Origin of the sequence: Salmonella sp. NW1250 (assembly GCF_051812965.1) — a bacterium.
Taxonomy (GTDB): domain Bacteria; phylum Pseudomonadota; class Gammaproteobacteria; order Enterobacterales; family Enterobacteriaceae; genus Salmonella; species Salmonella enterica.
In genome coordinates this window covers 616,421-642,014 of record NZ_JAMNDD010000001.1, presented here as the reverse complement: position 1 = coordinate 642,014, position 25,594 = coordinate 616,421, and the positions used below count along the sequence as shown (strand labels likewise).

At 51.4% G+C, this 25,594-nt stretch carries 27 protein-coding genes and 1 other annotated feature (1 of these 28 only partly in view); of the genes, 10 read left to right on the top strand and 17 right to left on the bottom strand.

Annotation, left to right across the window (positions count from 1 at the left end; all coding sequences use genetic code 11):
* A partial coding sequence (locus NBA72_RS03250) for an aldehyde dehydrogenase family protein (RefSeq protein ID WP_023225327.1) occupies nt 1-971 on the bottom strand: 971 nt, incomplete at its 3' end.
* A 476-nt stretch (nt 972-1,447) separates the two neighbouring features.
* On the opposite strand from NBA72_RS03250, the gene NBA72_RS03245 reads away from it, so the two are divergent.
* The 7 genes from NBA72_RS03245 to NBA72_RS03215 all read left to right on the top strand — a co-directional run bounded on the left by NBA72_RS03245 (nt 1,448) and on the right by NBA72_RS03215 (nt 9,373).
* Nucleotides 1,448-2,095 carry a YchE family NAAT transporter gene (locus NBA72_RS03245; RefSeq protein WP_000615840.1) on the top strand — a complete coding sequence of 216 codons (648 nt, stop codon included), beginning with the start codon at nt 1,448-1,450 and terminating at the stop codon, nt 2,093-2,095.
* 776 nt (nt 2,096-2,871) lie between these two features.
* Nucleotides 2,872-4,503, top strand: coding sequence for an oligopeptide ABC transporter substrate-binding protein OppA (gene oppA / locus NBA72_RS03240; protein WP_042947108.1), 1,632 nt, complete (start codon nt 2,872-2,874; stop codon nt 4,501-4,503).
* Nucleotides 4,504-4,625: 122 nt separating this feature from the next.
* Nucleotides 4,626-5,546 (top strand): oligopeptide ABC transporter permease OppB, encoded by a 921-nt coding sequence (oppB, locus tag NBA72_RS03235; RefSeq protein ID WP_000911097.1) that lies wholly within the window; start codon nt 4,626-4,628, stop codon nt 5,544-5,546.
* A 14-nt stretch (nt 5,547-5,560) separates the two neighbouring features.
* Nucleotides 5,561-6,469 (top strand): oligopeptide ABC transporter permease OppC, encoded by a 909-nt coding sequence (oppC, locus tag NBA72_RS03230; protein WP_000979653.1) that lies wholly within the window; start codon nt 5,561-5,563, stop codon nt 6,467-6,469.
* 11 nt (nt 6,470-6,480) lie between these two features.
* Nucleotides 6,481-7,488, top strand: a complete 1,008-nt coding sequence (locus NBA72_RS03225) for an ABC transporter ATP-binding protein (protein ID WP_000058857.1) — start codon at nt 6,481-6,483, stop codon at nt 7,486-7,488.
* A complete protein-coding gene (gene oppF / locus NBA72_RS03220; RefSeq protein WP_439004980.1) occupies nt 7,485-8,489 on the top strand; it encodes a murein tripeptide/oligopeptide ABC transporter ATP-binding protein OppF in 1,005 nt (334 codons plus the stop codon). The genes NBA72_RS03225 and oppF overlap by 4 nt, the downstream gene beginning before the upstream one ends.
* Nucleotides 8,490-8,536: 47 nt before the next feature.
* Nucleotides 8,537-9,373 carry an ion transporter gene (locus NBA72_RS03215; protein WP_000059074.1) on the top strand — a complete coding sequence of 279 codons (837 nt, stop codon included), beginning with the start codon at nt 8,537-8,539 and terminating at the stop codon, nt 9,371-9,373.
* Nucleotides 9,374-9,420: 47 nt separating this feature from the next.
* Here NBA72_RS03215 and NBA72_RS03210 read toward each other — a convergent pair whose 3' ends face one another.
* The gene (locus NBA72_RS03210) at nt 9,421-9,750 is read right to left on the bottom strand and encodes an HI1450 family dsDNA-mimic protein (protein WP_000425070.1); all 330 of its coding nucleotides are present in this window, start codon (nt 9,748-9,750) and stop codon (nt 9,421-9,423) included.
* Nucleotides 9,751-9,783: 33 nt separating this feature from the next.
* The gene (gene cls / locus NBA72_RS03205) at nt 9,784-11,244 is read right to left on the bottom strand and encodes a cardiolipin synthase (protein WP_000206886.1); all 1,461 of its coding nucleotides are present in this window, start codon (nt 11,242-11,244) and stop codon (nt 9,784-9,786) included.
* 142 nt (nt 11,245-11,386) lie between these two features.
* Between cls and NBA72_RS03200 the strand changes: the two genes are divergently transcribed.
* Nucleotides 11,387-11,560: a YciY family protein gene (locus NBA72_RS03200; RefSeq protein WP_001531561.1), complete on the top strand. Its 174-nt coding sequence runs from the start codon at nt 11,387-11,389 to the stop codon at nt 11,558-11,560.
* 43 nt (nt 11,561-11,603) lie between these two features.
* Here the strand turns inward: NBA72_RS03200 and NBA72_RS03195 are convergent, their stop codons facing one another.
* Entirely contained in the window at nt 11,604-11,900 is a 297-nt protein-coding gene (locus NBA72_RS03195; protein WP_000967605.1) for a YciI family protein, read from the bottom strand.
* A 223-nt stretch (nt 11,901-12,123) separates the two neighbouring features.
* Here NBA72_RS03195 and tonB point away from each other — a divergent pair, with 223 nt between their 5' ends.
* Nucleotides 12,124-12,852: a TonB system transport protein TonB gene (tonB, locus tag NBA72_RS03190; protein WP_001534062.1), complete on the top strand. Its 729-nt coding sequence runs from the start codon at nt 12,124-12,126 to the stop codon at nt 12,850-12,852.
* A 59-nt stretch (nt 12,853-12,911) separates the two neighbouring features.
* Here tonB and yciA read toward each other — a convergent pair whose 3' ends face one another.
* The 4 genes from yciA to NBA72_RS03170 all read right to left on the bottom strand — a co-directional run bounded on the left by yciA (nt 12,912) and on the right by NBA72_RS03170 (nt 15,243).
* Nucleotides 12,912-13,313: an acyl-CoA thioester hydrolase YciA gene (gene yciA / locus NBA72_RS03185; protein WP_000210317.1), complete on the bottom strand. Its 402-nt coding sequence runs from the start codon at nt 13,311-13,313 to the stop codon at nt 12,912-12,914.
* A 160-nt stretch (nt 13,314-13,473) separates the two neighbouring features.
* Nucleotides 13,474-14,013 (bottom strand): septation protein A, encoded by a 540-nt coding sequence (locus NBA72_RS03180; RefSeq protein ID WP_000808682.1) that lies wholly within the window; start codon nt 14,011-14,013, stop codon nt 13,474-13,476.
* A 56-nt stretch (nt 14,014-14,069) separates the two neighbouring features.
* Nucleotides 14,070-14,813 (bottom strand): YciC family protein, encoded by a 744-nt coding sequence (locus tag NBA72_RS03175; RefSeq protein ID WP_000028507.1) that lies wholly within the window; start codon nt 14,811-14,813, stop codon nt 14,070-14,072.
* A 25-nt stretch (nt 14,814-14,838) separates the two neighbouring features.
* The gene (locus tag NBA72_RS03170) at nt 14,839-15,243 is read right to left on the bottom strand and encodes a YkgJ family cysteine cluster protein (RefSeq protein ID WP_000114955.1); all 405 of its coding nucleotides are present in this window, start codon (nt 15,241-15,243) and stop codon (nt 14,839-14,841) included.
* A 337-nt stretch (nt 15,244-15,580) separates the two neighbouring features.
* Here NBA72_RS03170 and ompW point away from each other — a divergent pair, with 337 nt between their 5' ends.
* Nucleotides 15,581-16,219: an outer membrane protein OmpW gene (gene ompW, locus NBA72_RS03165; RefSeq protein ID WP_000714798.1), complete on the top strand. Its 639-nt coding sequence runs from the start codon at nt 15,581-15,583 to the stop codon at nt 16,217-16,219.
* Between the two features lie 81 nt (nt 16,220-16,300).
* On the opposite strand, the gene NBA72_RS03160 is transcribed toward ompW, so the two are convergent.
* From NBA72_RS03160 to trpE, 9 genes are all read right to left on the bottom strand, one after another.
* Complete coding sequence (locus NBA72_RS03160) at nt 16,301-17,179, bottom strand: manganese catalase family protein (RefSeq protein WP_000488349.1); 879 nt, start codon at nt 17,177-17,179, stop codon at nt 16,301-16,303.
* 19 nt (nt 17,180-17,198) lie between these two features.
* Nucleotides 17,199-17,705 (bottom strand): ferritin-like domain-containing protein, encoded by a 507-nt coding sequence (locus NBA72_RS03155; RefSeq protein WP_001109977.1) that lies wholly within the window; start codon nt 17,703-17,705, stop codon nt 17,199-17,201.
* A 73-nt stretch (nt 17,706-17,778) separates the two neighbouring features.
* Complete coding sequence (locus NBA72_RS03150) at nt 17,779-18,282, bottom strand: YciE/YciF ferroxidase family protein (protein ID WP_001022822.1); 504 nt, start codon at nt 18,280-18,282, stop codon at nt 17,779-17,781.
* A gap of 89 nt (nt 18,283-18,371) precedes the next feature.
* On the bottom strand, nt 18,372-18,554 hold the full coding sequence (locus NBA72_RS03145; protein ID WP_000807657.1) for a general stress protein: 183 nt from the start codon (nt 18,552-18,554) through the stop codon (nt 18,372-18,374).
* A 479-nt stretch (nt 18,555-19,033) separates the two neighbouring features.
* Nucleotides 19,034-19,840, bottom strand: coding sequence for a tryptophan synthase subunit alpha (gene trpA / locus NBA72_RS03140; RefSeq protein WP_000443029.1), 807 nt, complete (start codon nt 19,838-19,840; stop codon nt 19,034-19,036).
* Nucleotides 19,840-21,033, bottom strand: coding sequence for a tryptophan synthase subunit beta (gene trpB, locus NBA72_RS03135; RefSeq protein ID WP_000209483.1), 1,194 nt, complete (start codon nt 21,031-21,033; stop codon nt 19,840-19,842). The genes trpA and trpB overlap by 1 nt, the downstream gene beginning before the upstream one ends.
* A 9-nt stretch (nt 21,034-21,042) precedes the next feature.
* Nucleotides 21,043-22,401 carry a bifunctional indole-3-glycerol-phosphate synthase TrpC/phosphoribosylanthranilate isomerase TrpF gene (gene trpCF / locus NBA72_RS03130; RefSeq protein ID WP_001195281.1) on the bottom strand — a complete coding sequence of 453 codons (1,359 nt, stop codon included), beginning with the start codon at nt 22,399-22,401 and terminating at the stop codon, nt 21,043-21,045.
* 3 nt (nt 22,402-22,404) lie between these two features.
* On the bottom strand, nt 22,405-24,000 hold the full coding sequence (gene trpD / locus NBA72_RS03125) for a bifunctional anthranilate synthase glutamate amidotransferase component TrpG/anthranilate phosphoribosyltransferase TrpD (RefSeq protein ID WP_000763492.1): 1,596 nt from the start codon (nt 23,998-24,000) through the stop codon (nt 22,405-22,407).
* Entirely contained in the window at nt 24,000-25,562 is a 1,563-nt protein-coding gene (gene trpE, locus NBA72_RS03120; RefSeq protein WP_042947123.1) for an anthranilate synthase component I, read from the bottom strand. The genes trpD and trpE overlap by 1 nt, the downstream gene beginning before the upstream one ends.
* A gap of 22 nt (nt 25,563-25,584) precedes the next feature.
* Nucleotides 25,585-25,594, bottom strand: a sequence feature (Trp leader region) (it continues 86 nt past the right edge of the window).

Here is a 25,594-nt window from a genome sequence, read left to right as displayed (position 1 = left end):
GTAACTTCACCGATCAGAATCTTGGTGGTTTCTGGTACGGAGAAGCCTGCCAGTTCAGCGATTTTGTAGGCTGGCTGACCGACGATAGCGGCGTTCAGAGCGCCATTTTTCAGGATAACGTTTTGAACCGCTTTCAGCTCCTGGCCCTGCAGCATGTAGCCGCCGTGGCTGGCGAAACGTTCGCGAACGGCATCATAGACGGAATCAACAACGACAACAGACTGTTCAGAAGCACAGATTACGCCGTTATCGAAGGTTTTAGACATCAGAACAGACGCCACGGCGCGTTTGATATCAGCGGTTTCATCAATGACAACCGGGGTGTTGCCTGCGCCTACGCCGATTGCCGGTTTACCGGAGCTGTATGCTGCTTTAACCATGCCTGGACCGCCAGTGGCGAGGATCAGGTTAATATCCGGGTGGTGCATCAGCGCATTAGACAGTTCTACGGAAGGTTGATCGATCCAGCCAATCAGATCTTTCGGCGCGCCGGCAGCGATAGCCGCTTGCAGAACGATGTCTGCCGCTTTGTTGGTTGCTTCTTTAGCGCGCGGATGCGGAGAAAAGATGATGGCGTTACGGGTCTTCAGGCTAATCAGCGATTTGAAGATCGCGGTAGAGGTTGGGTTAGTGGTTGGAACGATACCGCAAATAATGCCGATAGGTTCAGCAATGGTGATGGTCCCGAAGGTGTCGTCTTCAGACAGCACGCCGCAGGTTTTTTCATCTTTATAGGCATTGTAAATATATTCAGAAGCGAAGTGGTTTTTAATCACTTTGTCTTCCACGATACCCATACCGGATTCGGCGACGGCCATTTTGGCCAGCGGAATGCGGGCATCAGCGGCTGCCAAAGCGGCGGCGCGGAAGATTTTGTCGACCTGTTCTTGAGTGAAACTGGCATATTCACGCTGGGCTTTTTTTACACGCTCTACGAGTGCGTTAAGTTCAGCGACATTAGTAACAGCCATAATGCTCTCCTGATAATGTTAAACTTTTTTAGTAAATCATCTGCGCGATACGTGAGTATAGACAGATCGACGATACTTTGTATAAACGCCTGAAATTCAGGTGGTTACTTAACGTCCGTTTCGCTCTGATTTACTAAAAGAGCTTCTGCGTTAGTATCATTTAACTCTAACGCGTTACGTCCAGGTGGCGTAAGCAAGATTACTCACTTCTGAGTAGCGATTGTGTGATCTAAATCAAGATTACGCAAAGCTGACACCTTTCAGCAGGCCATTTTAGCCTTTTATGTAAATTGTTAATAAATCGTTGTCATGAAGAGTGAGTGGATTAGCATAACGAGTACATATAAATAACAGCGATGAATGGATGAAATTAGGTGTAGATAAGAGGTGAACTATGCGAATAAAAGGCGTATCTTCTGCGCGTTTTGATCATTAACGAACATTGACTTCATCCGGCTAACGCTTCGGAGCTAACCGTGATTCAACCGCTTTTTGATTTTCCTGTTTACTTTAAGTTCTTTATCGGGCTCTTTGCGCTGGTTAACCCGGTGGGGATTATCCCCGTTTTCATCAGCATGACCAGCTACCAGACGGCCACGGCGCGTAATAAAACTAACCTCACCGCGAATCTGTCGGTTGCGATTATCTTGTGGAGTTCCTTATTCCTCGGCGATGGCATCCTGCAGCTGTTTGGTATTTCTATTGACTCGTTCAGAATTGCGGGCGGTATCCTGGTTGTCACCATTGCAATGTCGATGATCAGCGGGAAGCTGGGGGAAGATAAACAAAACAAGCAAGAAAAGTCAGAGACGGCCATACGCGAGAGCATTGGCGTTGTGCCGTTAGCGCTGCCGTTAATGGCGGGGCCAGGGGCGATTAGCTCCACTATCGTCTGGGGGACGCGTTATCACAGCATCGCGCATTTGCTTGGCTTTTCAGTTGCCATTGCGCTTTTTGCGCTTTGCTGCTGGGGCGTGTTCCGTATGGCGCCGTGGCTGGTTCGTTTGCTGGGGCAAACCGGTATCAACGTTATTACCCGAATCATGGGGTTGTTGTTAATGGCGCTCGGCATCGAATTTATTGTCACAGGAATAAAAGGCATTTTCCCCGGCTTGCTCAACTAAACTCCCACCTGTTGATTTACAGGCGGCGCCCTAAGGGGGCCGCCTTGTGACATTCCCAGTGACATTCCCACGTAACACTTCTTACTTTGATAAGCATTCAACGTTTTAATGATAAAAAATACTAATATAATCTAACGATATTTATTTTTATTAATCAAACTATTATCAACATTACTGAGTCCGTGAGAAGCGGTAGGACTGTTATTTTATTCACACCATACTCTGGGGCTTGATGAAGGATTATTGAAATGTTATTAGTTGTTTCAGCTCCATCGTAGATGAATGTGCTAAATAATGAGCATTTGTTAAATTTGTGTGTGTTTTTTGGCGCAGGTATATCCTACGCTGTGACAGTGAGGCGATTTTCTTTCAAATTATTGATTATAAAGAATAAATTAAAGCTTTTTAACATTCTTTAACCGTTTTTCTGGGCAGGAAATTTTCCATAAAAGAGAATTGGTTAACAAAATTGTAAAATGAATTGGCGGTTCAGAAACGCATTTGATACTTTTCGGCCAAACATTTTGCAGAAGATTTCACATTGTTGATAACTATTTTCATTTAGATGGTTGTCAGAAATAACATGCGACGTGGGCAGGTACGTCGTATACCGAATCGACGAAAGGCGATCGAACGAATCGTCAGAATAAATAAAGTCGGTGATAGCAAAAGCAGTGACAGACCTGGCAGTACACCACCAGTGCTGTACAGGAACCCTGACGGGATTAAACAGGCTGGTAAAAACCAGTAATTATAATGAGTGGAGTACAAACACAATGTCTAACATCACGAAAAAAAGTTTGATTGCAGCGGGAATACTCACTGCGCTCATCGCCGCCAGCGCCGCGACTGCGGCAGACGTGCCCGCCGGCGTTCAGTTAGCCGACAAGCAAACGTTGGTACGTAATAACGGATCAGAAGTGCAGTCTCTCGACCCGCATAAAATTGAAGGCGTGCCGGAATCGAACGTCAGCCGTGACCTCTTCGAAGGCTTATTAATTAGTGATGTCGAGGGGCATCCTTCACCGGGCGTCGCGGAAAAATGGGAAAATAAAGATTTTAAAGTCTGGACATTCCATCTACGTGAAAATGCGAAATGGTCAGATGGTACGCCCGTCACCGCCCATGATTTCGTTTATAGCTGGCAACGCCTGGCCGATCCTAATACGGCATCGCCGTACGCCAGCTATCTGCAATACGGTCATATCGCTAATATCGATGACATTATCGCCGGTAAAAAACCCGCCACCGATCTGGGGGTAAAAGCGCTTGATGATCACACCTTTGAAGTGACCTTAAGTGAGCCGGTGCCTTATTTCTACAAATTGTTGGTCCACCCTTCAGTGTCTCCTGTACCGAAATCAGCGGTCGAAAAATTTGGCGATAAGTGGACACAACCGGCCAATATTGTCACTAACGGCGCTTATAAGTTAAAAAACTGGGTGGTGAACGAACGTATCGTGCTGGAGCGTAACCCGCAATACTGGGATAACGACAAAACCGTCATCAATCAGGTAACTTATTTGCCTATCTCTTCGGAGGTGACGGATGTCAACCGCTACCGCAGCGGCGAGATCGATATGACTTATAACAATATGCCGATCGAATTATTCCAGAAACTGAAGAAAGAGATCCCGAATGAAGTCCGCGTAGACCCTTATTTGTGTACCTATTATTACGAAATTAATAATCAAAAAGCGCCGTTTAACGATGTCCGCGTGCGTACCGCGCTGAAACTGGCGTTAGATCGCGACATTATTGTTAATAAGGTTAAAAATCAGGGCGATTTACCCGCTTATAGCTATACGCCGCCGTATACCGATGGCGCAAAACTGGTAGAGCCTGAGTGGTTCAAATGGTCCCAGAAAAAGCGTAATGAAGAAGCGAAGAAATTGTTGGCTGAAGCCGGCTTTACGGCGGATAAGCCCTTAACATTCGACCTGCTGTATAACACCTCCGATCTGCATAAAAAACTGGCTATTGCCGTGGCGTCTATCTGGAAGAAAAATCTGGGCGTCAATGTGAATCTGGAGAATCAGGAATGGAAAACCTTCCTGGATACCCGTCATCAGGGCACCTTTGATGTCGCCAGAGCCGGGTGGTGCGCAGATTATAATGAACCGACCTCGTTCCTGAATACCATGTTGTCCGACAGTTCAAATAACACCGCGCATTATAAGAGCCCGGCGTTTGATAAGCTGATTGCCGACACGCTGAAAGTGGCGGACGATACGCAGCGCAGCGAACTCTATGCTAAAGCGGAGCAGCAGTTAGATAAAGACTCGGCTATTGTGCCGGTGTATTACTACGTTAACGCGCGCCTGGTGAAACCCTGGGTGGGCGGGTATACCGGTAAAGACCCGCTGGATAATATTTATGTGAAAAACTTATATATTATCAAACATTAATGGCAAGACATGGGACAACTGCGGTTGTCCCATGGTGTCTTTTTTCATCGCACTATAACTTTCCCTGGCTGATCTGTTTGTCACGTCCGGGAAGTAAAGGCACAGGCCAGAAGGTACGGGCAATGTTGAAATTTATTTTACGCCGCTGTCTGGAAGCGATTCCGACGCTGTTTATTCTTATTACCATCTCTTTCTTTATGATGCGCCTCGCGCCGGGTAGCCCTTTTACCGGCGAGCGCGCATTGCCGCCGGAAGTGCTGGCCAATATTGAAGCAAAATATCATCTGAACGATCCCATCATGACGCAATACTTCAGCTACCTGAAGCAGCTGGCGCATGGCGATTTTGGACCATCGTTTAAATACAAAGATTACACGGTCAACGATCTGGTTGCCGCCAGCTTCCCCGTTTCGGCGAAACTTGGCGCCGCCGCTTTTTTGCTGGCGGTCATTATTGGTGTCAGCGCTGGCGTGATTGCCGCGCTAAAGCAAAATACGCGATGGGATTATACGGTGATGGGATTTGCCATGACCGGCGTCGTTATCCCCAGTTTTGTGGTGGCGCCGTTACTGGTGATGGTCTTTGCGATAACCTTGCAATGGCTGCCTGGCGGCGGCTGGAACGGCGGGGCGTTAAAATTTATGATCCTGCCGATGGTCGCGCTTTCACTGGCCTATATTGCCAGCATCGCTCGTATTACGCGCGGCTCAATGATTGAAGTTCTGCATTCGAACTTTATTCGTACCGCGCGGGCAAAAGGATTACCGATGCGCAGAATCATCTTCCGCCATGCGTTAAAACCTGCGCTGCTGCCGGTTTTATCCTATATGGGGCCAGCCTTTGTCGGCATTATTACCGGCTCAATGGTGATTGAAACTATTTATGGCTTACCGGGCATTGGGCAGCTTTTCGTTAATGGCGCGCTCAACCGCGATTACTCGCTGGTGTTAAGTTTGACCATTTTAGTCGGGGCGCTGACCATATTATTTAACGCCATTGTCGATGTGCTCTATGCCGTTATCGACCCGAAAATTCGCTATTGATACTGGAGCTCGCGATGATGTTAAGTAAGAAAAACAGCGAGACGCTGGAAAATTTCAGTGAAAAGCTGGAGGTGGAAGGTCGCAGCCTTTGGCAAGATGCCCGCCGGCGCTTTATGCATAACCGTGCGGCGGTGGCCAGTCTTATTGTCCTGTTTCTGATAGCCCTGTTCGTGACAGTGGCGCCTATGCTGTCGCAATTTACCTATTTCGATACCGACTGGGGCATGATGTCCAGCGCGCCGGATATGGCGTCCGGCCACTATTTCGGCACTGACTCTTCCGGGCGCGATCTGTTGGTGCGCGTTGCCATCGGCGGGCGTATCTCATTGATGGTCGGGATTGCCGCCGCGCTGGTGGCGGTCATTGTCGGAACGCTGTATGGCTCGCTGTCCGGGTATCTGGGCGGCAAAATTGATTCTGTGATGATGCGTTTGTTGGAGATCCTCAACTCGTTCCCGTTTATGTTCTTTGTGATTTTGCTGGTGACGTTTTTTGGGCAGAACATTCTGTTGATTTTCGTCGCCATCGGCATGGTCTCCTGGCTTGATATGGCGCGTATCGTGCGTGGCCAAACCCTAAGTCTTAAACGTAAAGAGTTCATCGAAGCCGCGCAGGTGGGAGGTGTGTCGACCGCCAGCATTGTGATCCGCCATATTGTGCCTAACGTCCTGGGCGTAGTGGTAGTGTATGCATCGTTGCTGGTGCCCAGCATGATTCTGTTTGAGTCTTTCCTCAGTTTCCTGGGGCTTGGGACGCAGGAACCGTTAAGCAGTTGGGGAGCGTTATTGAGCGATGGCGCAAATTCAATGGAAGTCTCACCGTGGCTGCTGCTGTTTCCGGCTGGTTTTCTCGTGGTGACGTTATTCTGTTTTAACTTTATTGGCGATGGCCTGCGTGATGCCCTCGACCCGAAAGATCGTTAAGGAGTACAGCCATGAGCTTATCAGAAACCGCAACTCAGGCGCCGCAACCGGCGAATGTACTGCTGGAGGTAAACGATCTTCGTGTTACGTTCGCTACGCCTGATGGTGATGTGACGGCGGTCAACGATCTGAACTTTACGCTTCGCGCTGGAGAAACGTTAGGTATTGTTGGCGAGTCTGGATCGGGGAAATCGCAAACGGCGTTCGCATTAATGGGATTGCTGGCGACGAATGGTCGAATCGGCGGTTCCGCGACCTTTAACGGACGTGAAATTCTTAATCTACCTGAGCGCGAACTGAATACGCTGCGCGCAGAACAGATTTCGATGATTTTTCAGGACCCGATGACCTCGCTAAATCCTTATATGCGCGTTGGGGAGCAGTTAATGGAAGTCCTGATGCTGCATAAAGGGATGAGCAAAGCGGAAGCTTTTGAAGAGTCCGTCAGAATGCTGGATGCCGTAAAAATGCCGGAAGCGCGCAAACGGATGAAAATGTACCCGCACGAATTTTCCGGCGGAATGCGTCAACGTGTGATGATTGCGATGGCGCTGTTGTGCAGGCCGAAACTGCTTATTGCCGATGAGCCTACCACCGCGCTTGATGTTACCGTGCAGGCGCAGATTATGACCTTGCTTAATGAGCTAAAGCGCGAATTTAATACCGCCATTATCATGATTACCCACGATCTGGGCGTGGTCGCGGGTATTTGCGATAAGGTCCTGGTAATGTATGCCGGGCGTACCATGGAATACGGTAAGGCGCGCGATGTCTTTTATCAGCCCGTTCATCCGTATTCGATAGGCCTGCTTAATGCGGTGCCGCGTCTGGATAGCGAGGGGGCGGAAATGCTGACGATTCCGGGCAATCCTCCCAATTTATTGCGTTTGCCTAAAGGTTGTCCATTCCAGCCGCGTTGTCCTCATGCGATGGAGATCTGCAATAATGCGCCGCCACTTGAAGCGTTCAGTCCTGGTCGCTTGCGCGCCTGTTTTAAACCGGTGGAGGAACTGCTATGAATGCTGTGATTGAACAACGTAAAGTTCTCCTCGAAATCGCCGATCTGAAAGTACATTTTGATATCAAAGAAGGGAAGCAGTGGTTCTGGCAACCGCCGAAAACCCTGAAAGCGGTGGACGGCGTTACGCTACGCCTGTATGAAGGCGAAACGCTGGGCGTGGTGGGCGAATCCAGCTGCGGCAAGTCGACGTTTGCGCGCGCCATTATTGGTCTGGTGAAGGCGACAGACGGTAAAGTCGCCTGGCTGGGAAAAGATCTGCTGGGCATGAAAGCGGATGAGTGGCGCGAAGTGCGCAGCGATATCCAGATGATTTTCCAGGACCCGCTGGCGTCACTCAACCCGCGAATGACGATTGGCGAAATTATCGCTGAACCGCTGCGCACTTATCATCCTAAGCTTTCGCGCCAGGACGTGCGTGACCGCGTGAAAGCCATGATGCTGAAAGTGGGGCTGTTGCCGAACCTCATCAACCGTTATCCCCATGAATTTTCCGGGGGGCAGTGCCAGCGCATCGGTATCGCCCGGGCGTTGATCCTGGAACCTAAGCTCATTATTTGCGATGAGCCGGTGTCGGCGCTGGACGTTTCTATTCAGGCGCAGGTGGTGAATTTGCTCCAGCAGTTACAGCGAGAGATGGGGCTGTCGTTGATTTTTATTGCGCACGATCTGGCGGTCGTAAAGCACATATCCGATCGTGTCCTGGTGATGTATCTCGGTCATGCGGTAGAATTGGGCACCTATGATGAGGTGTACCATAATCCACTGCATCCTTATACCAAAGCGCTGATGTCGGCGGTACCGATTCCCGATCCCGATCTGGAGCGAAATAAGAAGATACAATTGCTGGAGGGCGAATTACCTTCGCCCATTAACCCGCCTTCCGGCTGCGTGTTCCGTACACGCTGTCCGCTAGCCGGGCCAGAATGCGCGCAAACGCGACCGGTGCTGGAAGGGAGTTTTCGCCATGCCGTTTCCTGCCTTAAAGTAGACCCGTTATAATCGCAAGGGCTGACAATTCGTCAGCCCTTCTTTTAGGTGAGGTTACCGTGTCACTTTCTTTGTCGTCGGTTCGCCGTCGTCTTTATCATAATCTGTTCGATTTGACTACGCGCTCAGGTCGCCGTTTTGAAGGGTTATGCGCGCTGTTTGCGCTGCTTAGCGTACTGGTCATTTTTGTTGAATCAGGCGTAGGAACGGAATATCACCTGACATTTGATGAATGGCATATTTTTGTCTGGCTGGAGCTCTGCGTTACCCTGATATTTACCGGTGAATACTTGCTCAGACTGTTTAGCTGGCCCGAACCGGCAAAATACGTTTTTAGTTTCTGGGGATTTATTGATCTGGTGACGATTTTGCCGCTGTACGTCATGTGGCTGTGGCCGGAAATTAGCCTGAACTATATGTTTGCCTGGCGTGCTATGCGAGCGATTCGCGTGCTGCGTATTCTTAAACTGCTACGCTTTATGCCATCCCTGCGCGTATTCTGGAGCGCCATTATTAGCGCGCGTCATCAGCTTATTCTGTTCTATTCATTTATTGCGATCGTGATGATTATTTTCGGTGCCCTGATGTATCTTATTGAAGGACCGAAATATGGCTTTACGACGCTTAATGCCTCGGTGTATTGGGCGATAGTGACAGTCACAACCGTGGGGTACGGTGATATTACGCCGCATACGCCGCTGGGACGTATTGTCGCGTCGGTGCTTATTTTGATTGGCTATTCGGTGATTGCGATTCCTACAGGACTGATTACCACGCACATGAGCAGCGCGTTTCAAAAACGTCACTGGCAGCGAAAATGTCCGCAGTGCCAGCAAAGCCAGCATGAACATAGCGCGCAATATTGTAACCGATGCGGCAGTAAGCTACCGGATTAAACAGGCTTGCCGGAGGGCGCAATCAGACGCCGTCCGGCCTGAACCGCTTATTCGCGCCAGAGAATATGGCACAGCTTGTGGTCCTTTTCCCGGCACAGCAGAACGCGGGCGAAAATGTCGTTAATTTCGCCGTCTTCGGTATCCGCCAGGCCAATCACCACCTCGGCAAAAAAGTCTGGATTCAGGTCAAAATCGACGTGCTCTTGCCAGTCTTCAGCGGGATCAAACAACTCCGCGCCGCCGCGCTCCTCGAATTGCAAATTGAACAGAATGATATCAGCCGGATCAAGATTATCCGCCGCCAGCTCAAGAAAAATATCGTAAGCCTGCTCAAGCGTTTCGTCTTCAGTCAGGCGATTGTTCAGATCCATTTCCATAGTGACTACCTGTTTACTCATGTTGGTCACGTTTTACAGCAATGGACTAAAGAAGTAAAACAATCGCTCGGTAATACGCTGCCATAACGGACGTTTTACCCACAAACGCGCATCTAACAGGCGGGAGCGCGAAATATAATCGTCTTGTACCGCAGCCAGATCGGCGCCGAAACCCGTATCATCAATGACCAGCGTAATCTCGAAATTAAGCCACAGGCTACGCATGTCGAGATTCACGGTACCGACCAGGCTCAGTTCGCCATCGACCAGCACGCTTTTGGTATGCAACAGCCCGCCTTCGAACTGATAGATTTTCACGCCCGCCGCCAGTAACTCGCTGAAAAAGGCGCGACTGGCCCAGCCGACGAGCAGTGAATCATTTTTACGGGGCAGGATAATACTGACATCCACGCCGCGCTGCGCAGCGGTACAAATAGCGTGCAGCAGATCGTCGCTGGGGACGAAATATGGCGTGGTCATAATTAAATATTCGCGCGCAGCATAGGTGGCGGTTAATAGTGCCTGGTGAATGAGGTCTTCCGGAAAACCAGGACCGGAAGCAATGGTATGAATGGTATGCCCGCTGGCCTGCTCAAACGGCATAATATTCACATCCGGCGGGGGAGGCAGAATGCGTTTACCCGTCTCGATTTCCCAATCGCAGGAGTAAACAATCCCCATTGCTGTCGCCACGGGGCCCTCCATCCGCGCCATCAAATCGACCCATTGCCCAACGCCGGCATCCTGTTTGAAAAAACGCGGGTCCACCATATTCATACTGCCGGTATAGGCGATGTAATTGTCAATCATCACCATTTTACGGTGCTGGCGAAGATCCATACGGCGTAAAAAGACGCGCATCAGATTCACCTTCAGCGCCTCTACGACTTCAATGCCAGCGTTACGCATCATGGCCGCCCAGGGGCTGCGGAAGAAAGCGACGCTACCCGCGGAATCCAGCATAAGCCGGCAGTGGATGCCGCGGCGGGCGGCGGCCATTAGCGATTCAGCGACCTGATCCGCCATGCCGCCTGGCTGCCAGATGTAAAACACCATTTCGATATTATGCCGCGCCAGTTGGATATCGCGAATAAGCGCCTGCATGACATCATCGGAGTCGGTAAGCAATTGCAACTGGTTGCCTTTGACGCCCGCAATCCCCTGACGTCGTTCGCACAGCTTAAACAAGGACGATGCGACGCTACTGTTTTCTTGCGCGAAAATGTGTTTGCAGGCTTTGAGGTCATTCAACCATTTGGCGGTAGACGGCCACATGGCGCGGGCACGCTCGGCGCGACGTTTGCCTAAATGCAATTCGCCCACGGACAAATAGGCGATGATCCCGACCAGCGGAAGGATATAGATGATTAACAACCAGGCCATTGCGGAGGGAACTGCGCGCCGTTTCATTAGAATACGTAATGTGACGCCGGCAATGAGAACCCAGTATCCCAAAATGACCAGCCAACTCACCACGGTGTAGAAGGTTGTCATAACTTTAAAAATCCTTTAGAAAGCGTGTTGTTAAGAGTTTACGCGTCAGGATTCACATGGCAAATAAAAACACGGGAAAAGCGCTGGTCTGCATCCGGCGAGGGGGTATAATGGCGCTTCTGTTACAGTGAGAGTCGTAAACATGAAGCGTAGTAGAACGGAAGTGGGGCGCTGGCGAATGCTACGTCAGGCGAGCCGCCGTAAAGCGCGTTGGCTTGAAGGGCAATCACGCCGTAATATGCGTATCCATACCATCAGGAAATGCATCTTTAATCGTCAGCGTAATTCATTACTCTTTGCGATTCACGGTGTGTGAGCCAGAAAGGGCACCGTATGCGGTGCCCAACAGGCCATCCTTTTCAAAAGATCTTCTTATACGGTTTGACCGAAACCTGCGCATAGACGCCCGCTGCGACGTAGGGGTCCGCATCAGCCCAGGATTGCGCCGCTTCTAAAGATTCAAATTCAGCAATCACCGTTGACCCGGTAAATCCGGCTACCCCAGGATCGTTACTGTCCACTGCGGGCATCGGCCCGGCAGTTAATAATCGCCCTTCATCATGCAGAAGTTGCAGGCGCGCCAGATGCGCGGGCCGTACCGAGAGGCGTTTTTCAAGCGAGTTGGCATTATCCTGAGCGTAAATAACATACAGCACGGGTAGAGCTCCTTAATCGGTAAAAGTTGCTGATTACGTTATTGGAAAGGGCCTTTATCTGCAATGTAAAGATACCGACTTTGTTAAACATGCACATTTTGTGTGGTGTTTTTGTGCGATATCATCTTTTAAATGCCGCTATCGGCAATGCCTTATTGAATATGATTGCTATTTGCATTTAAAATTCAGCTCTGGTTTTTCAACTGAAACGATTATGACTTCAATGACCCTTGATTTACCTCGTCGCTTTCCCTGGCCGACACTCCTTTCCGTAGGCATTCATGGTGCTGTAGTGGCAGGTTTGCTCTATACCTCGGTACATCAGGTTATTGAATTGCCTGCGCCAGCGCAGCCTATCACGGTGACAATGGTTTCACCCGCCGACCTGGAGCCGCCCCAGGCGGTTCAGCCGCCGCCGGAGCCGGTGGTTGAACCCGAACCGGAGCCAGAGCCGATCCCTGAACCGCCTAAAGAAGCGCCCGTGGTGATTGAGAAACCCAAACCTAAGCCAAAACCCAAGCCGAAACCGAAACCGGAACCGGTGAAAAAGGTTGAAGAGCAGCCGAAGCGCGAAGTCAAACCGGCCGCGCCGCGTCCTGCCTCACCGTTTGAAAATAGCGCCCCGGCGCGGCCAACAAGCAGCACCGCGTCGGCGACCAGCAAGCCGGCGGTGAGCGTGCCCACTGGACCTCGCGCTCTGAGCCGTAACCAGCCGCAGTATCCGGCGCGAGCACAGGCGTTACGTATTGAAGGCCGCGTAAAGGTGAAGTTTGACGTGACCGCTGCTGGGCGAGTGGAAAATGTACAGATTCTGTCCGCGCAGCCAGCCAATATGTTTGAGCGTGAAGTTAAGAATGCGATGCGCAAATGGCGCTATGAAGCAGGCAAGCCGGGTTCCGGGCTGGTGGTCAATATTATCTTCCGTCTGAACGGTACGGCGCAGATTGAGTAATCTCTGGCGCCGCCAGCCAGGAATATACCATCACCTGCTGGCGGCGTAAGCGGGTATACTTAACCCTGAACCGGGAGCGGGCGAGGTTTACCGTCCGGATCGACGGCAACATAAATAAACAGCGCCTCGGTGGCCTTGTAGCGCTGTCCAATCGGTTCTGACGCGACTTTTTTAACCCAGACTTCAATATTGATGCTAATAGACGTCGTACCGCGTTTAACGCAGCGCGCGTAGCAACATACGACATCGCCAACCGCGACGGGGCGCAGAAATGTCATTCCTTCCACGCGTACGGTTACAACCCGACCGTGCGCGATCTCTTTGGCTAGTATCGCGCCGCCAATATCCATTTGCGACATCAGCCAGCCGCCAAAAATATCGCCGTTCGCATTGGTATCGGCAGGCATGGCCAATGTACGTAAAACCAGCTCGCCCTGAGGAGTATTATCCATTGTTGTCATTGTAAAACCGACTATCAGAAAAAATTACAGCCGCGATGCTACTATGAATTTTGTGTGGAGAATAGTGGGAATAAAAGTACTGACGGGAAAGCGCAGGGCGTAAAGGCGGAGAAAATATCGCCAGGCGTTCGCAGTCTGGCGATGATAAGTCACGGGAGGGTTATGATTTATCTTCCTGTGGCAGATGCCGGTAGATATAGACGCCGCTCAGCAGGGTAAAAATGAGCGTCAGCGCCGTGAGTCCAAAGACCTTAAAGTTGACCCAGATATTTTGCGGCAACCAGAAGGCGATATAAATGTTAGCCAGACCGCACGCAATAAAAAACAGCGCCCACGCCAGGTTCAGCTTTGACCAGACCTGCTGCGGCAACGCCAGTTCTTTACCTAACATACGTTGGATTAACGGTTTTTTCATCACCCACTGGCTTATTAACAGCGCGCCGGCGAACAGCGCATAAATAACCGTCACCTTCCATTTAATAAATTCATCGTTATGGAAGAAGAGCGTCAGACCGCCGAAGACGGCAACCAGAACAAAGGTAATCAGCGCCATCTTCTCTATTTTCCGATAGCGCACCCAGCTATAAATCAGCACGATTGCCGTCGCGACAATCAGTGCGGAGGTCGCCGCATAGATGTCATAAAGTTTATAAAACGCAAAAAAGACAACCAGCGGTAAAAAATCCAGAAACTGCTTCATTCTTCAATTCCATCATCAACGAGCGTCGAATGCGCCGCGTAACGGCGCATTGCGGATTATTGGCGAATCAACATATACAGGCGGAATAAGTAGATAAGCAATACTGCGGAAATCAGATTGCTCAACGTATTCGCCAGTACAGCGCCTACATTTGGGGTCAGTACAGCGAAGCTGGGCGCGAACAGCAATAGCAATGTTTTAGCCAGTAACCAGCCTATCACCGCGGGCGCGACCAGTCTCATGTTAGCCCAGGCTAAACGCATACTGCTGCGCATTGCGGCAAACACGCCCATTTTCTCTTCAACCAACATCACTGGCGCAAGCGCCAGCACAATGGCCATAATAATCCCCGGAACGACAATCAGCATTATACCGATTTGCACTAACAGGGTAGTCAGAAAAATAAGAATAAACAGTTTAGGCAATGCAGGGGCGCTGGCGCCGATAGCGCGCAGCGCGCTAACCCGATGTCCCGCTGAAACTAACTGAATCATCAGGATGATACCGCCGGCCAGAATAGCATTGCCGATAAGCCCGGAAAACGTCGAGGCGGCAGAGGCGCGCAACAGGATCTGCTGCTGCTCCGGCGTCATATTTTGTACCAGCTCAAACAGGCCAGCGCTGCCTGCCAGATGTTCTCCTTCACTGAGTTGCGCGATTTGCGCATCGCTGGGTGAAAAGGCATGACCTAAGACCACCGTGATAAATGCGCACAGCAACGAAACCAGCAAGATAGTAATAAATTGATTTCGGAAAAAATTTCCGGCGTCACGGTAAACGGACTTCGCCGTGATAGACATGCACTCTCCTTGAGTTTTGCAGGTGTTAATTTGCGGGCAATTGTACCCTGGATAACTCTACAGTGGCAGCATCAGCAGTTGTATGGAAAAGCATATCTTTGTAAAGCGGCGGTAATCCGTATCGCGCGCGGGCGCGATTGCATGCCTCATTCACTTCGCCTCCTTCGCCCGATATCGAAAATTCGCGACAGGTTGAAGGGCGGTTTTCATAAATAGCGCAACTGACGTTTTCACCCGGCGTGCCAATTAGCGCTTTACAGTGCGGCTGTTTTTGGTTGGTACCGGCCATACAACGTAAAAAAGGGGTAACGGGCTCGGTTAATGACGCCGGAACGCGTCCGCTGGCATCGTCGCCTTCAGCCCAATAAAAGGAGACACGAAAATAGGCACAACAGGCACCGCATGTCATGCATGGGTTAAGAACGCTCATGATTCACCTGCAAAAAACTCACGTATCAATAGATTACAACGGAAATTAATCTGTCCCGCAGTGTTCGCGAATCTTAACGCCACGCGCCATTGCGGGACATTGATTACCTTAGCCAGCCTTTATCGCCAGGGCAACAGGAGCAGACAAATATTTGCATAGCGTGAATATGTCAAAATTGATCTGAATTCCTATAACCAGGATTTTCAATACAAGTTCTAAATTAATCTGGATCAATAAATGTTAAATTATAAGAACAAATGTGATCTGTGTTAGATCACTTATTACTTCATTGTGGGTATATTCATCACGCTTTTATAACCATAACGATGGAGCGGGTATGAAAAAATTTACAGTGGCGGCACTGGCGTTAACAACTCTTCTCTCAGGCAGCGCGTTCGCGCACGAAGCCGGAGAATTCTTTATGCGTGCAGGTCCGGCAACCGTCAGACCTACAGAAGGGGCGGGTGGTACGCTGGGGCATTTAAACGGGTTTGATGTGAGTAATAACACGCAACTCGGCCTGACATTCACTTACATGGCGACGGACAATATCGGGGTTGAATTGCTGGCGGCCACGCCGTTCCGCCATAAGGTGGGTACGGGCGCGACGGGTGATATCGCCACGGTCCACCTGTTACCGCCAACGTTAATGGCGCAGTGGTACTTCGGCGATTCCAGCAGCAAAGTGCGTCCTTATGTCGGCGTGGGGGTGAACTACACCACCTTCTTCGATAACGACTTTAACGATAATGGTAAAAAGACCGGGCTGTCCGATCTGAGCTTTAAGGATTCCTGGGGCGCGGCAGGGCAAGTTGGGGTAGATTACCTGATTAACCGCGACTGGTTAATTGGCGCCTCTGTCTGGTACATGGATATTGATACTACCGCCAATTATAAAATGGGCGGCGTGCAGCAGCATGACAGCGTGCGTCTGGACCCATGGGTATTTATGTTCTCGGCAGGCTATCGTTTCTAATCGCGTGATGTTGTGACGAAAAAAGACCCCGCCAGGCGGGGTCAAAAAAGGACATGACACACGGATTTTACTTGTCGGAACTCACTTGTCTTCTTTCGGTTCGCCGCAGCCTAGTTCTGCGCCAGTGAGAGGATCAACGGTGGGGTCCGATTTCGTTCTTTCTGCCATCGCTTTGAGCAGCGCCATCTGCTCGCGCGGCAATTTCACTGTCGCCAGGCCATCGCCGCCATCAACAGCAGGCATCGGTTCTGCGACATAGTTGAAGTTCTCATCGCTATTCCAGCTACCTCGCGGATCGTCGCCTTGCGACATGTTGTAGTACACGTCGGTATACTGTTCTACCGGCGGTAATTTACCCGGCGGGAAGTTGTTACGAATCGAATACAGCGCCTTTTCAAAAGAGAGCTGGTGCGCGACTTCACGGGTCATTAAGAAACTGAGCGTGTCTTTTACGCCAGGATCGTCGGTCAGATTAATCAGGCGTTCATAAATGATCTTCGCTCGCGCCTCTGCCGCGATGTTTGAGCGTAGATCGGCTGTGACTTCGCCGATAGTATCAATATAAGCCGCGGTCCACGGTACGCCGCCGGAGTTTGTCAACGCCGGGCCGCCGCCATACAGCAGAGAGGTGATATGGCTGTCATTACCATTCTGCGTCAGCGAGCGATAAAGTTCCGCTTCGTTTTCGGTACCTTCCGCCAGCTCGCCTTTAGCGCCTTTATTAAGCATTCCTACCAGTGAGCCGATAATTTCCAGATGACTCAGCTCCTCGGTGGCGATGTCCATTAACATTTCTCTACGACCGGCATCATCATCGCTTAAACCTTGCGTGAAGTAGCGGCAGGCGGCCGCCAGTTCGCCCTGCGGGCCGCCAAACTGTTCCAGCAGCAGGTTCGCTAATCCAGGATTAGGTTCGCTCACTCGCACAGTATATTGAAGTTGTTTTACGTGTCGAAACATATTGCCTCCTGCTTATTATTTATTTTTTGGCTTCAACGCCATCTGCTTCAGATCGCAGTAAAAATTGTTCCGTTGTCTGCGGAATATGTTTGATCAGCCAGTCAGCCATTTGCATTTCTTCTTTCAGAATGGCTTCAATCGTCGGAATTGAGGCAGTGTCGCCAGCTTTTTTTGCCGCCGCCAGCAGGGAGGTATAACAAGCAATTTCGAACTGCTCGAAAACATAACCGCTAATTGAACCTTTGACAATTTCATCGGAAGGGAACATGCCACCGATAGATTGCCCCATTGCTGCCATTTTACTCATGGAATCTTTCAACACCGAACGGGAAATGCCATTACGGTCCAACACTTCTTCGAGCATGGTAATTTGATGTTTGGTTTCACTAATATGTTGTTCAATTCTGGCTTTTATATCAGGATAATTTTCAATACGGCTGGCCATAGATTCAAGCATCGATTCTGCCTGTTTTTCCATGGCATGGGCGTCACGAAGCCAGTCATGATAATGTTCAGTATAATTCATTTTAAATTCCTCAATGCGTGATAATCTGCTCCGATAATAAAATCGGAATCATGCAAGCTGATAATTAAAAATATTATTTCGATTTGCGTTCAGCACTTTTATTAACATTGCTGACTGCTAAATCGGTAAGTTTTAAATCAGTTTGTTTTTCCTCGTCGAGGGTTTCTTTGAGCAGTTTTAATGCCTTGCTATAGCCGAGCTGCTCGGCCAGGGTGGCTAGCGTGCCGTAGCTGGCGATTTCGTAATGCTCGACTTTTTGCGCCGCGGCGATAAGCGCTGCATCGCGTACTTCGTTTTTCTCCGTACTTTCGATGACTTCATTGGCTTCTTCAATCAGCCCTTCCATAGCGACGCATTTCATTCTTTTCAGTTTAATGCCAGATTCAGATTCGACGATCTGATCAATACGTTCAATCTGACCCTGGGTTTCTTCAAGATGAGATTGAAAGGCCTGGCTTAATTTTTCATTGGACGTGGCTCTGGCAAGTTTAGGAAGAGCCTTGGTTAATTGTTTTTCTGCACTATAGGTATCTGAAAGTAGATGGATAAAAAGGTCTTCAACGGTTTTGATATTCATAAATCTAATTCTCCTGGGCAAAATACTGCGAGCCAGAAGACTCGCAGATTGCTTGATAAAAGCATGTGTTATATTTACATTACAGTAAATCAGGAATTATCGGATTTACGTCCGCCGTGACTATTCTGACCACCTTTTTTACCGGCTTCAGAAGCTCGTTGCGGATCGTTTTTGAAATTCCCACCGCTATGCTGACCGCCTTTGCGGCCCGCTTCAGATGCTTTTTCACGATTCTCGGCGAAATTTCCTGAACCACCACGATGTTCGGCCATATTATTTCTCCTGTCTCGTTGCTTGCTGAAAAAATCGGTTTTAACCGTGTCGACACCCTATTAAAATTAGTTGGTTAAACCGATTAGTCAAATTGACGGAAATAGTTGTGATTTACCGCGTAAATAACGCACAAAAAATGGTTTAGGGATAATATATTCTATATTTTCTTTTAGAATAAGCGATTTAACAGAAAATGCTTTGCATTGTTATTAATAACAAGCGTCACTATCTGCGGCCCTGGAAACGTTAATGCATTGTTTGTTGACATTTCTTTATATAAAGGCGGGGGAAATTGACGTGAAAACGCTAAATTTTTCGGCGTGATTAGGAGTTTTCTTAGCAAAAATTGACTTCAGACTTTTTGAAAGCTGGACGGGGAATAACACCAAAAAGATTGATGATCTACATCTGAATCGTGATTCTGGTTCGGTGCCAACCTCTCATTAAGCCGCCAGCGTTATGCTGACGGCTTAACCCGTTATGCGCGGCTGGCGGCTTTCATCGCTGAGACAAAGGACCTGAGCTCCGCCAACATCTGTTCGGGAGACGCGAGGTTTTTCTCGATAATCTTGACAATGGCTGAGCCGGAGATAGCGCCAGCCGCCCCGGCACGCACGGCCGCAGACACCTGTTCCGGCGAGGAGATACCGAAGCCCTGTAACGCAGGCGCGGCATGGTACTCTTTAAGCTTCTCAATGAGATGATGCAACGGCAATGCGCCACGGTTTTCCGCGCCGGTGACGCCCGAACGCGAAAGCAGGTAGGTGTAACCGCGGCCGTAAGATGCGACCTGGCGCAGAAGATCGTCATCCGCATTTGGCGGGCAGATGAAGATCGGCGCGATGTTATGCCGTAACGCCGCCTGGCGGAAGGGGGCCGATTCTTCAACCGGGACATCTGCGACCAGCACGGAATCTACGCCAACCTGTTCACAACGGGCATAGAACGCATCTATGCCGTTATTGAACACCAGATTCGCGTACATTAGCAGGCCAATCGGAATGGTCGGGTGTTTTTCACGAATCAGCGCCAGCATTTCAAAACACTGAGCCGGCGTGACGCCAGCGGCGAAGGCGCGTAAGTTCGCATTCTGGATGGTAGGGCCATCGGCCAGCGGATCGGAGAAGGGAACCCCCAGTTCCAGAGCGTCGGCGCCAGCGTCAATCAGTGTGTCGATAATTTTCAGTGACTGTTCAATGCCAGGGTCGCCCAGAGTTACGAAGGGAACAAAAGCGCCTTCCCGGCGATCGTTGAGTTGGGCAAATAAATTTTCGTAGCGTTCCATCAGATTTCCCCTCGCGCTTTCAGGATATCGTGTACGGTAAAGATGTCTTTATCTCCGCGGCCAGAGAGATTGACCACCAGCAGTTGCTCTTTTTCCGGCTGCTCGCGCATCATTTTCAGAGCGTGCGCCAACGCGTGGGAGGATTCCAGCGCCGGGATAATTCCCTCATGGCGGCACAACGTTTTGAAGGCTTCCAGCGCCTCATCATCGGTAATGGAGACATAATCCGCGCGTCCGATGCTATTCAGGTACGCATGTTGCGGCCCAACGGATGGGAAATCGAGCCCGGCGGAAATGGAATAGGACTCTTCAATTTGCCCGTCCGCTGTTTGCATCATCGGCGCTTTCATCCCGAAATAGATGCCAACGCGACCATGTTTAAGCGGCGCGCCATGCTCGCCGGTTTCAATACCGTGACCGCCAGGTTCAACGCCTATTAGCCCGACGTCGGTATCATTAATAAAATCCGCAAACATCCCGATAGCGTTTGAGCCGCCACCGACGCAAGCGATAACGGCATCTGGCAGACGGCCCTCTTTGTCGAGGATTTGCGCTTTCGTCTCTTCGCCAATCATGCGCTGGAACTCGCGAACGATGGTGGGATAGGGATGCGGTCCTGCCGCCGTGCCGAGCATATAGTGCGCGGTTTCGTAACTACCGGACCAGTCGCGCAGCGCCTCGTTACAGGCATCTTTTAGCGTAGCGGAGCCGCTATGAACCGGGATGACCTCAGCGCCCATCAGACGCATACGGAAGACGTTCGGCGACTGGCGCTCAACGTCTTTGGCGCCCATATAGATACGGCATTTCAGACCCAGCAGGGCGCTGGCGAGCGCAGAGGCGACGCCGTGCTGACCGGCGCCGGTTTCAGCGATAATCTCGCTTTTCCCCATCCGTTTGGCCAGCAGCGCCTGACCCAGTACCTGATTGGTTTTGTGTGCGCCGCCGTGCAGTAAATCTTCGCGCTTTAAATACAACGTGGTACGCGTACCGGCGGTAATGTTCTGGCATTTCGTCAGCGCGGTGGGGCGTCCCGCGTAGTTTTTTAGCAGATCGGCGAATTGCGCCTGAAATTCAGGATCTTTTTGCGCGCTGACGAAGGCCTCTTCAAGCTGGTTCAGCGCAGGCATCAGGATCTGCGGCACATACATGCCGCCGAATTCACCAAAGTAGGGATTGAGAAGTGTTGTCATGTTTTTTCCTTAATATGCGCGCAGTGTCTGAAAAACTGAGGCCAGAAGACGAGCATCTTTGATGCCCGGCTGTGACTCCACACCTGAATTAAAATCGAGACCGGCACAGCCGACTTGCGCCGCCTGGACGCAGTTATCGGCCGCCAGCCCGCCCGCCAGTAATACATTATCCAGCGGTTGCCCCTGTAGCAGTGACCAGTCGAAGCGCTGCCCGCTGCCGCCTTGCCCATTGTCGAAAATGTATTTATCGACATGGTGATAATCGCGTGCGGGAAGGGCATCGCTAACGCTCAGCGCCTTCCAGATTTGCACATTGCGCGGCAACGCCTCGCGCAGCGCGTTGACATACGCCTGGTCTTCGCTGCCATGTAGCTGTACGGCAGAAAGCGACAGGACGGCGGCTTTCTGGCAAACATCGGCGATATCAGCGTTCTTAAAAACGCCGACATACTGCAATGGCGCGCCGCTTATCACTTCTCGCGCCTGCTCAACGCTCACCGCGCGCGGAGATGAGGGTACAAAAATCAACCCGCCATATATTGCGCCAGCGTCACAGGCCGCTTTAGCGTCCTGGGCGCGGGTCAGGCCGCAGACTTTATTCTCGCCAAGCAGCACGCGACGGACGGCGGCGTTAAGATCGTCATGCGCCATTAACGCGGAGCCAATTAAAAAACCGTTGGCGAAGTGGCTCAGTTCGCGTACCTGACCATAGGTGTTAATCCCGGACTCGCTGATGACAGTCACGCCGTGGCCCAGCTTTGGCGCCAGCTGGCGGGTGCGATTCAAATCAATCGACAGATCGCGCAGATCGCGATTGTTGATACCTACCACTTTTGCGCCTAACGCTATCGCGCGCTCCCGTTCTTCGTCATTACTGACTTCCGTGAGCACGCCCATTTTCAGACTGTGCGCGACGGCGGAGAGTTGGCGATACTGTTCGTCATCCAGAACCGAGAGCATCAGTAAACAGGCATCGGCCTGATAGTAACGGGCAAGGTAGATCTGATAGGGATCGATAATAAAATCCTTACACAGAATCGGCTGCGGCGCGCTTTGGCTAACGACCGGCAGAAAATCGAAGCTCCCCTGAAAATATTTTTCGTCGGTGAGCACCGAGATCGCCGAGGCGTAATGTTTATAAATACTGGCAATACGCGCCGGATCGAAATCGTCGCGAATCACGCCTTTTGATGGCGATGCTTTCTTACACTCCAGAATAAAGGCGGTACGCGCGCCCTGGAGCGCATCATAAAAATGGCGTGTACTTGGCTGGATCTCATTTTGAAAGCTGGCCAGCGGCTGTTGCTGTTTGCGGGCTTCTACCCAAATCGCCTTGTCTGCGACGATTTTCGCTAAAACGGTTTGCATTATTTACCCTCTTGCCGCCAGTGCGGTGACTCTGTCATATGCGGTGCCGTTGCGCAGAACATCAAGCACGGTTTGCGCGTTGGCCTTGAGATCTTCCTGACCATGCAGACGCATCAGCATCGCCACGTTGGCGGCGACGGCGGCCTCATGCGCGGCATCGCCTTTACCTTGTAATAACCGCGTCAGAATGTCACGGTTTTCTTCCGGCGTGCCGCCAGCCAACTGATCCTGATGGTAAGGCGTCAGGCCAAAATCCTCCGCCGTAAGTTGATAGCTTTTAATTTCGCCGTCATGCAGCTCCGCGACAATCGTCGGCGCATGGAGCGAAACCTCATCCATGCCGCCGCTATGTACCACCGCCGCGCGCTGATAGCCCAGTACCCGTAAGGTTTCCGCAATCGGCAGCACCAGTTCCGGGCTATAGACGCCAATCAATGCCAGCGGCGGATGCGCCGGGTTGATCAGCGGGCCGAGTACGTTGAACAGGGTTCGCGTTTTTAACTGTTGGCGAACCGGCATCGCGTGACGGAATCCGGTGTGATATTTCGGCGCAAACAGGAAACAGACGCCCAGTTCATCTAACGCCTGACGTGATTTATCGGCGTTCATATCCAGATTAATACCGAACGCCGCCAGCAGATCGGATGACCCCGATTTGCTGGACACGCTACGGTTGCCGTGTTTCGCCACTTTCAGTCCACAGGCCGCTGCGACAAAGGCGCTGGCGGTAGAGATATTGATACTGTTACTGCCATCGCCGCCGGTACCAACGATATCCGCAAACAGATACTCCGGGCGCGGGAACGGGGCGGCATTTTCCAGCAACGCAGTGGCGGCGCCGGCAATTTCATTGGGATGCTCGCCGCGAATTTTCATGCTCACCAGCGCGGCGGCGAGCTGTTCAGGCTTAAGTTCGCCGCGGACGACCGCCGAAAACAACTGATGGCTCTCTTGTTGCGTCAGAGTTTGCGCCTGATAGAGTTTCTCCAGAATTGGCTGTAGGGTGTTGGTCGGTTCCAGCTTTTGCTGCGCCCAGGCTAATGTTTGCTCCAGTAGACGCGCGCCCTGTGTCGTCAGGATGGACTCAGGATGAAATTGAAAACCGCAAACGCGATCCGCATCATGACGTACCGCCATCACCATGCCGTTGAAATGGGCGTTAATGGTTAGCCCGGCAGGAACATTACTGCCGACCAGCGAATGATAACGCGCGACCGGTAGCGGATTCGCCAGCCCGGCGAACATCGCCTGACCGTCATGCTCAATGCTGGAGGCTTTGCCATGCAGGATTTCTCCCGCCTGACCGACATAACCGCCGTAAGCTTCGACAATCGCCTGATGCCCCAGACAAATGCCGATGATCGGTAACTTGCCGCGTAGTCGGGTCAGCAGCTCCGGCATACAGCCTGCCTCGCTGGGAACGCCCGGACCGGGGGAGAGCATTAGCACCGGATTTTTCATTGTCGCCAGGCGATCGATAAGCGTCTGTGCCGGAATATGGTTACGGTAAATCACCACGTTATGACCGTTGGTCCGTAGCTGATCTGCCAGGTTCCAGGTAAACGAGTCGATGTTATCGAGCAGCAGAATATCAGCCATCAGAAGGTCTCCTGTGCATGATGCGCGGTGGCGATAGCACGCAATACGGCGCGCGCTTTATTACGGGTTTCATCGGCTTCAGACTGCGGAACAGAGTCCAGCACGATTCCGGCGCCCGCCTGTACGGTGGCGATACCGTTCTCCACCAGCGCGGAGCGGATAACAATACAGGTGTCCAGATCGCCGTGGGCGGTGAAGTAACCGACCGCGCCGCCATAGCTGCCGCGGCGCTGTCCTTCCGCATCGGCAATCAACTGCATGGCGCGTACTTTCGGCGCGCCGCTCAGGGTGCCCATGTTCATGCAGGCGCGATAGGCGTGCAGCGCGTCGAGATCGTGACGCAGTTCGCCCACCACCCGGGAAACCAGATGCATCACGTACGAATAGCGGTCAACTTTTGTCAGATCGGCAACGTAGCGACTGCCCGGCGTACAGATGCGCGCCAGGTCATTGCGCGCCAGATCGACCAGCATCAGATGTTCGGAAAGCTCTTTATGGTCGGTACGCATGTCCAGCTCAATACGGCTGTCGAGATCTCTGTCCAGCGTACCATCAGCGCGGCGACCGCGTGGACGGGTACCCGCGATGGGGTAAATCTCAATCTGACGACTGGCGGCGTCATATTTCAGCGAGCTTTCCGGCGACGCGCCGAAAAGCGTGAAATCATTATCCTGCATAAAGAACATATACGGGCTGGGGTTGCTCTTTTTCAGCACGTAGTAGGCAGCCAACGGCGACGGGCAGGGCAGTGAAAAGCGGCGCGACGGCACCACCTGAAATATCTCCCCCGCGCGGATGGCTTTTTGCAACTGGCGTACCACCGCGCCGAACGCGTCATCGCTCTGATTGCATTCGCAGCGCATGTCCGGCACCGGCGTGACCGGCAACGGCGGCGCAGGCTGGGTTAACTGTTGGCTAAGGTACGCCAGGCGGGCGTTCAGGCGCTGTTTTTCCCGGTCGCTGGCGGTGAACAGACTGGCCTGAATACGGGTGCTTTTTTTCTGATGGTCTATCACCATCAGCGTTTCCGCTAAATAAAAGCAGTAGTCCGGGCAGTTATTGCCAGCCTCAAGGTGTGGCAGCGCTTCAAAGCCAGCGACCAGGTCGTAGGCAAACAGACCGCCGAAAAACATAGCCTCCCGCTCGTGCGTCGGTATGTTCACCACTCCCTGTAACAGGCGGAACGCATCAAATACCGACAGAGAGCATAAACGGGCGTCTTCATCTAATAATGGGCTGACGGGCGGGAAGCGTAGAACGCGACCGGCAGGCAGGACCTCGTTCTCCACGCCAGCGGGCAGGGCGGTATCCAGGAGCGGCAATAACGAGGCGCCATTATCAGATAACGCCTGAATAGTGACAGCGTCACCTAAAGCGGTAATGCGCAGCGCGCTATCTACCAGCAGCAGGCTTTTTAAATCGTCTTTACTGTCGATATCCGCGGATTCCAGCAGCAGCGTTGCCGGGCGATCGCCGCAGACCTGATGAAAAAGCGCCGTTGGGTTTTCCCGGTAGGCGGCATCGCAGGTCAATAGTTCGAGCGTGGGTTTTGGTGTTTGCATGGTTATTCTCATTATTTTGTTCAAAAAAAAGC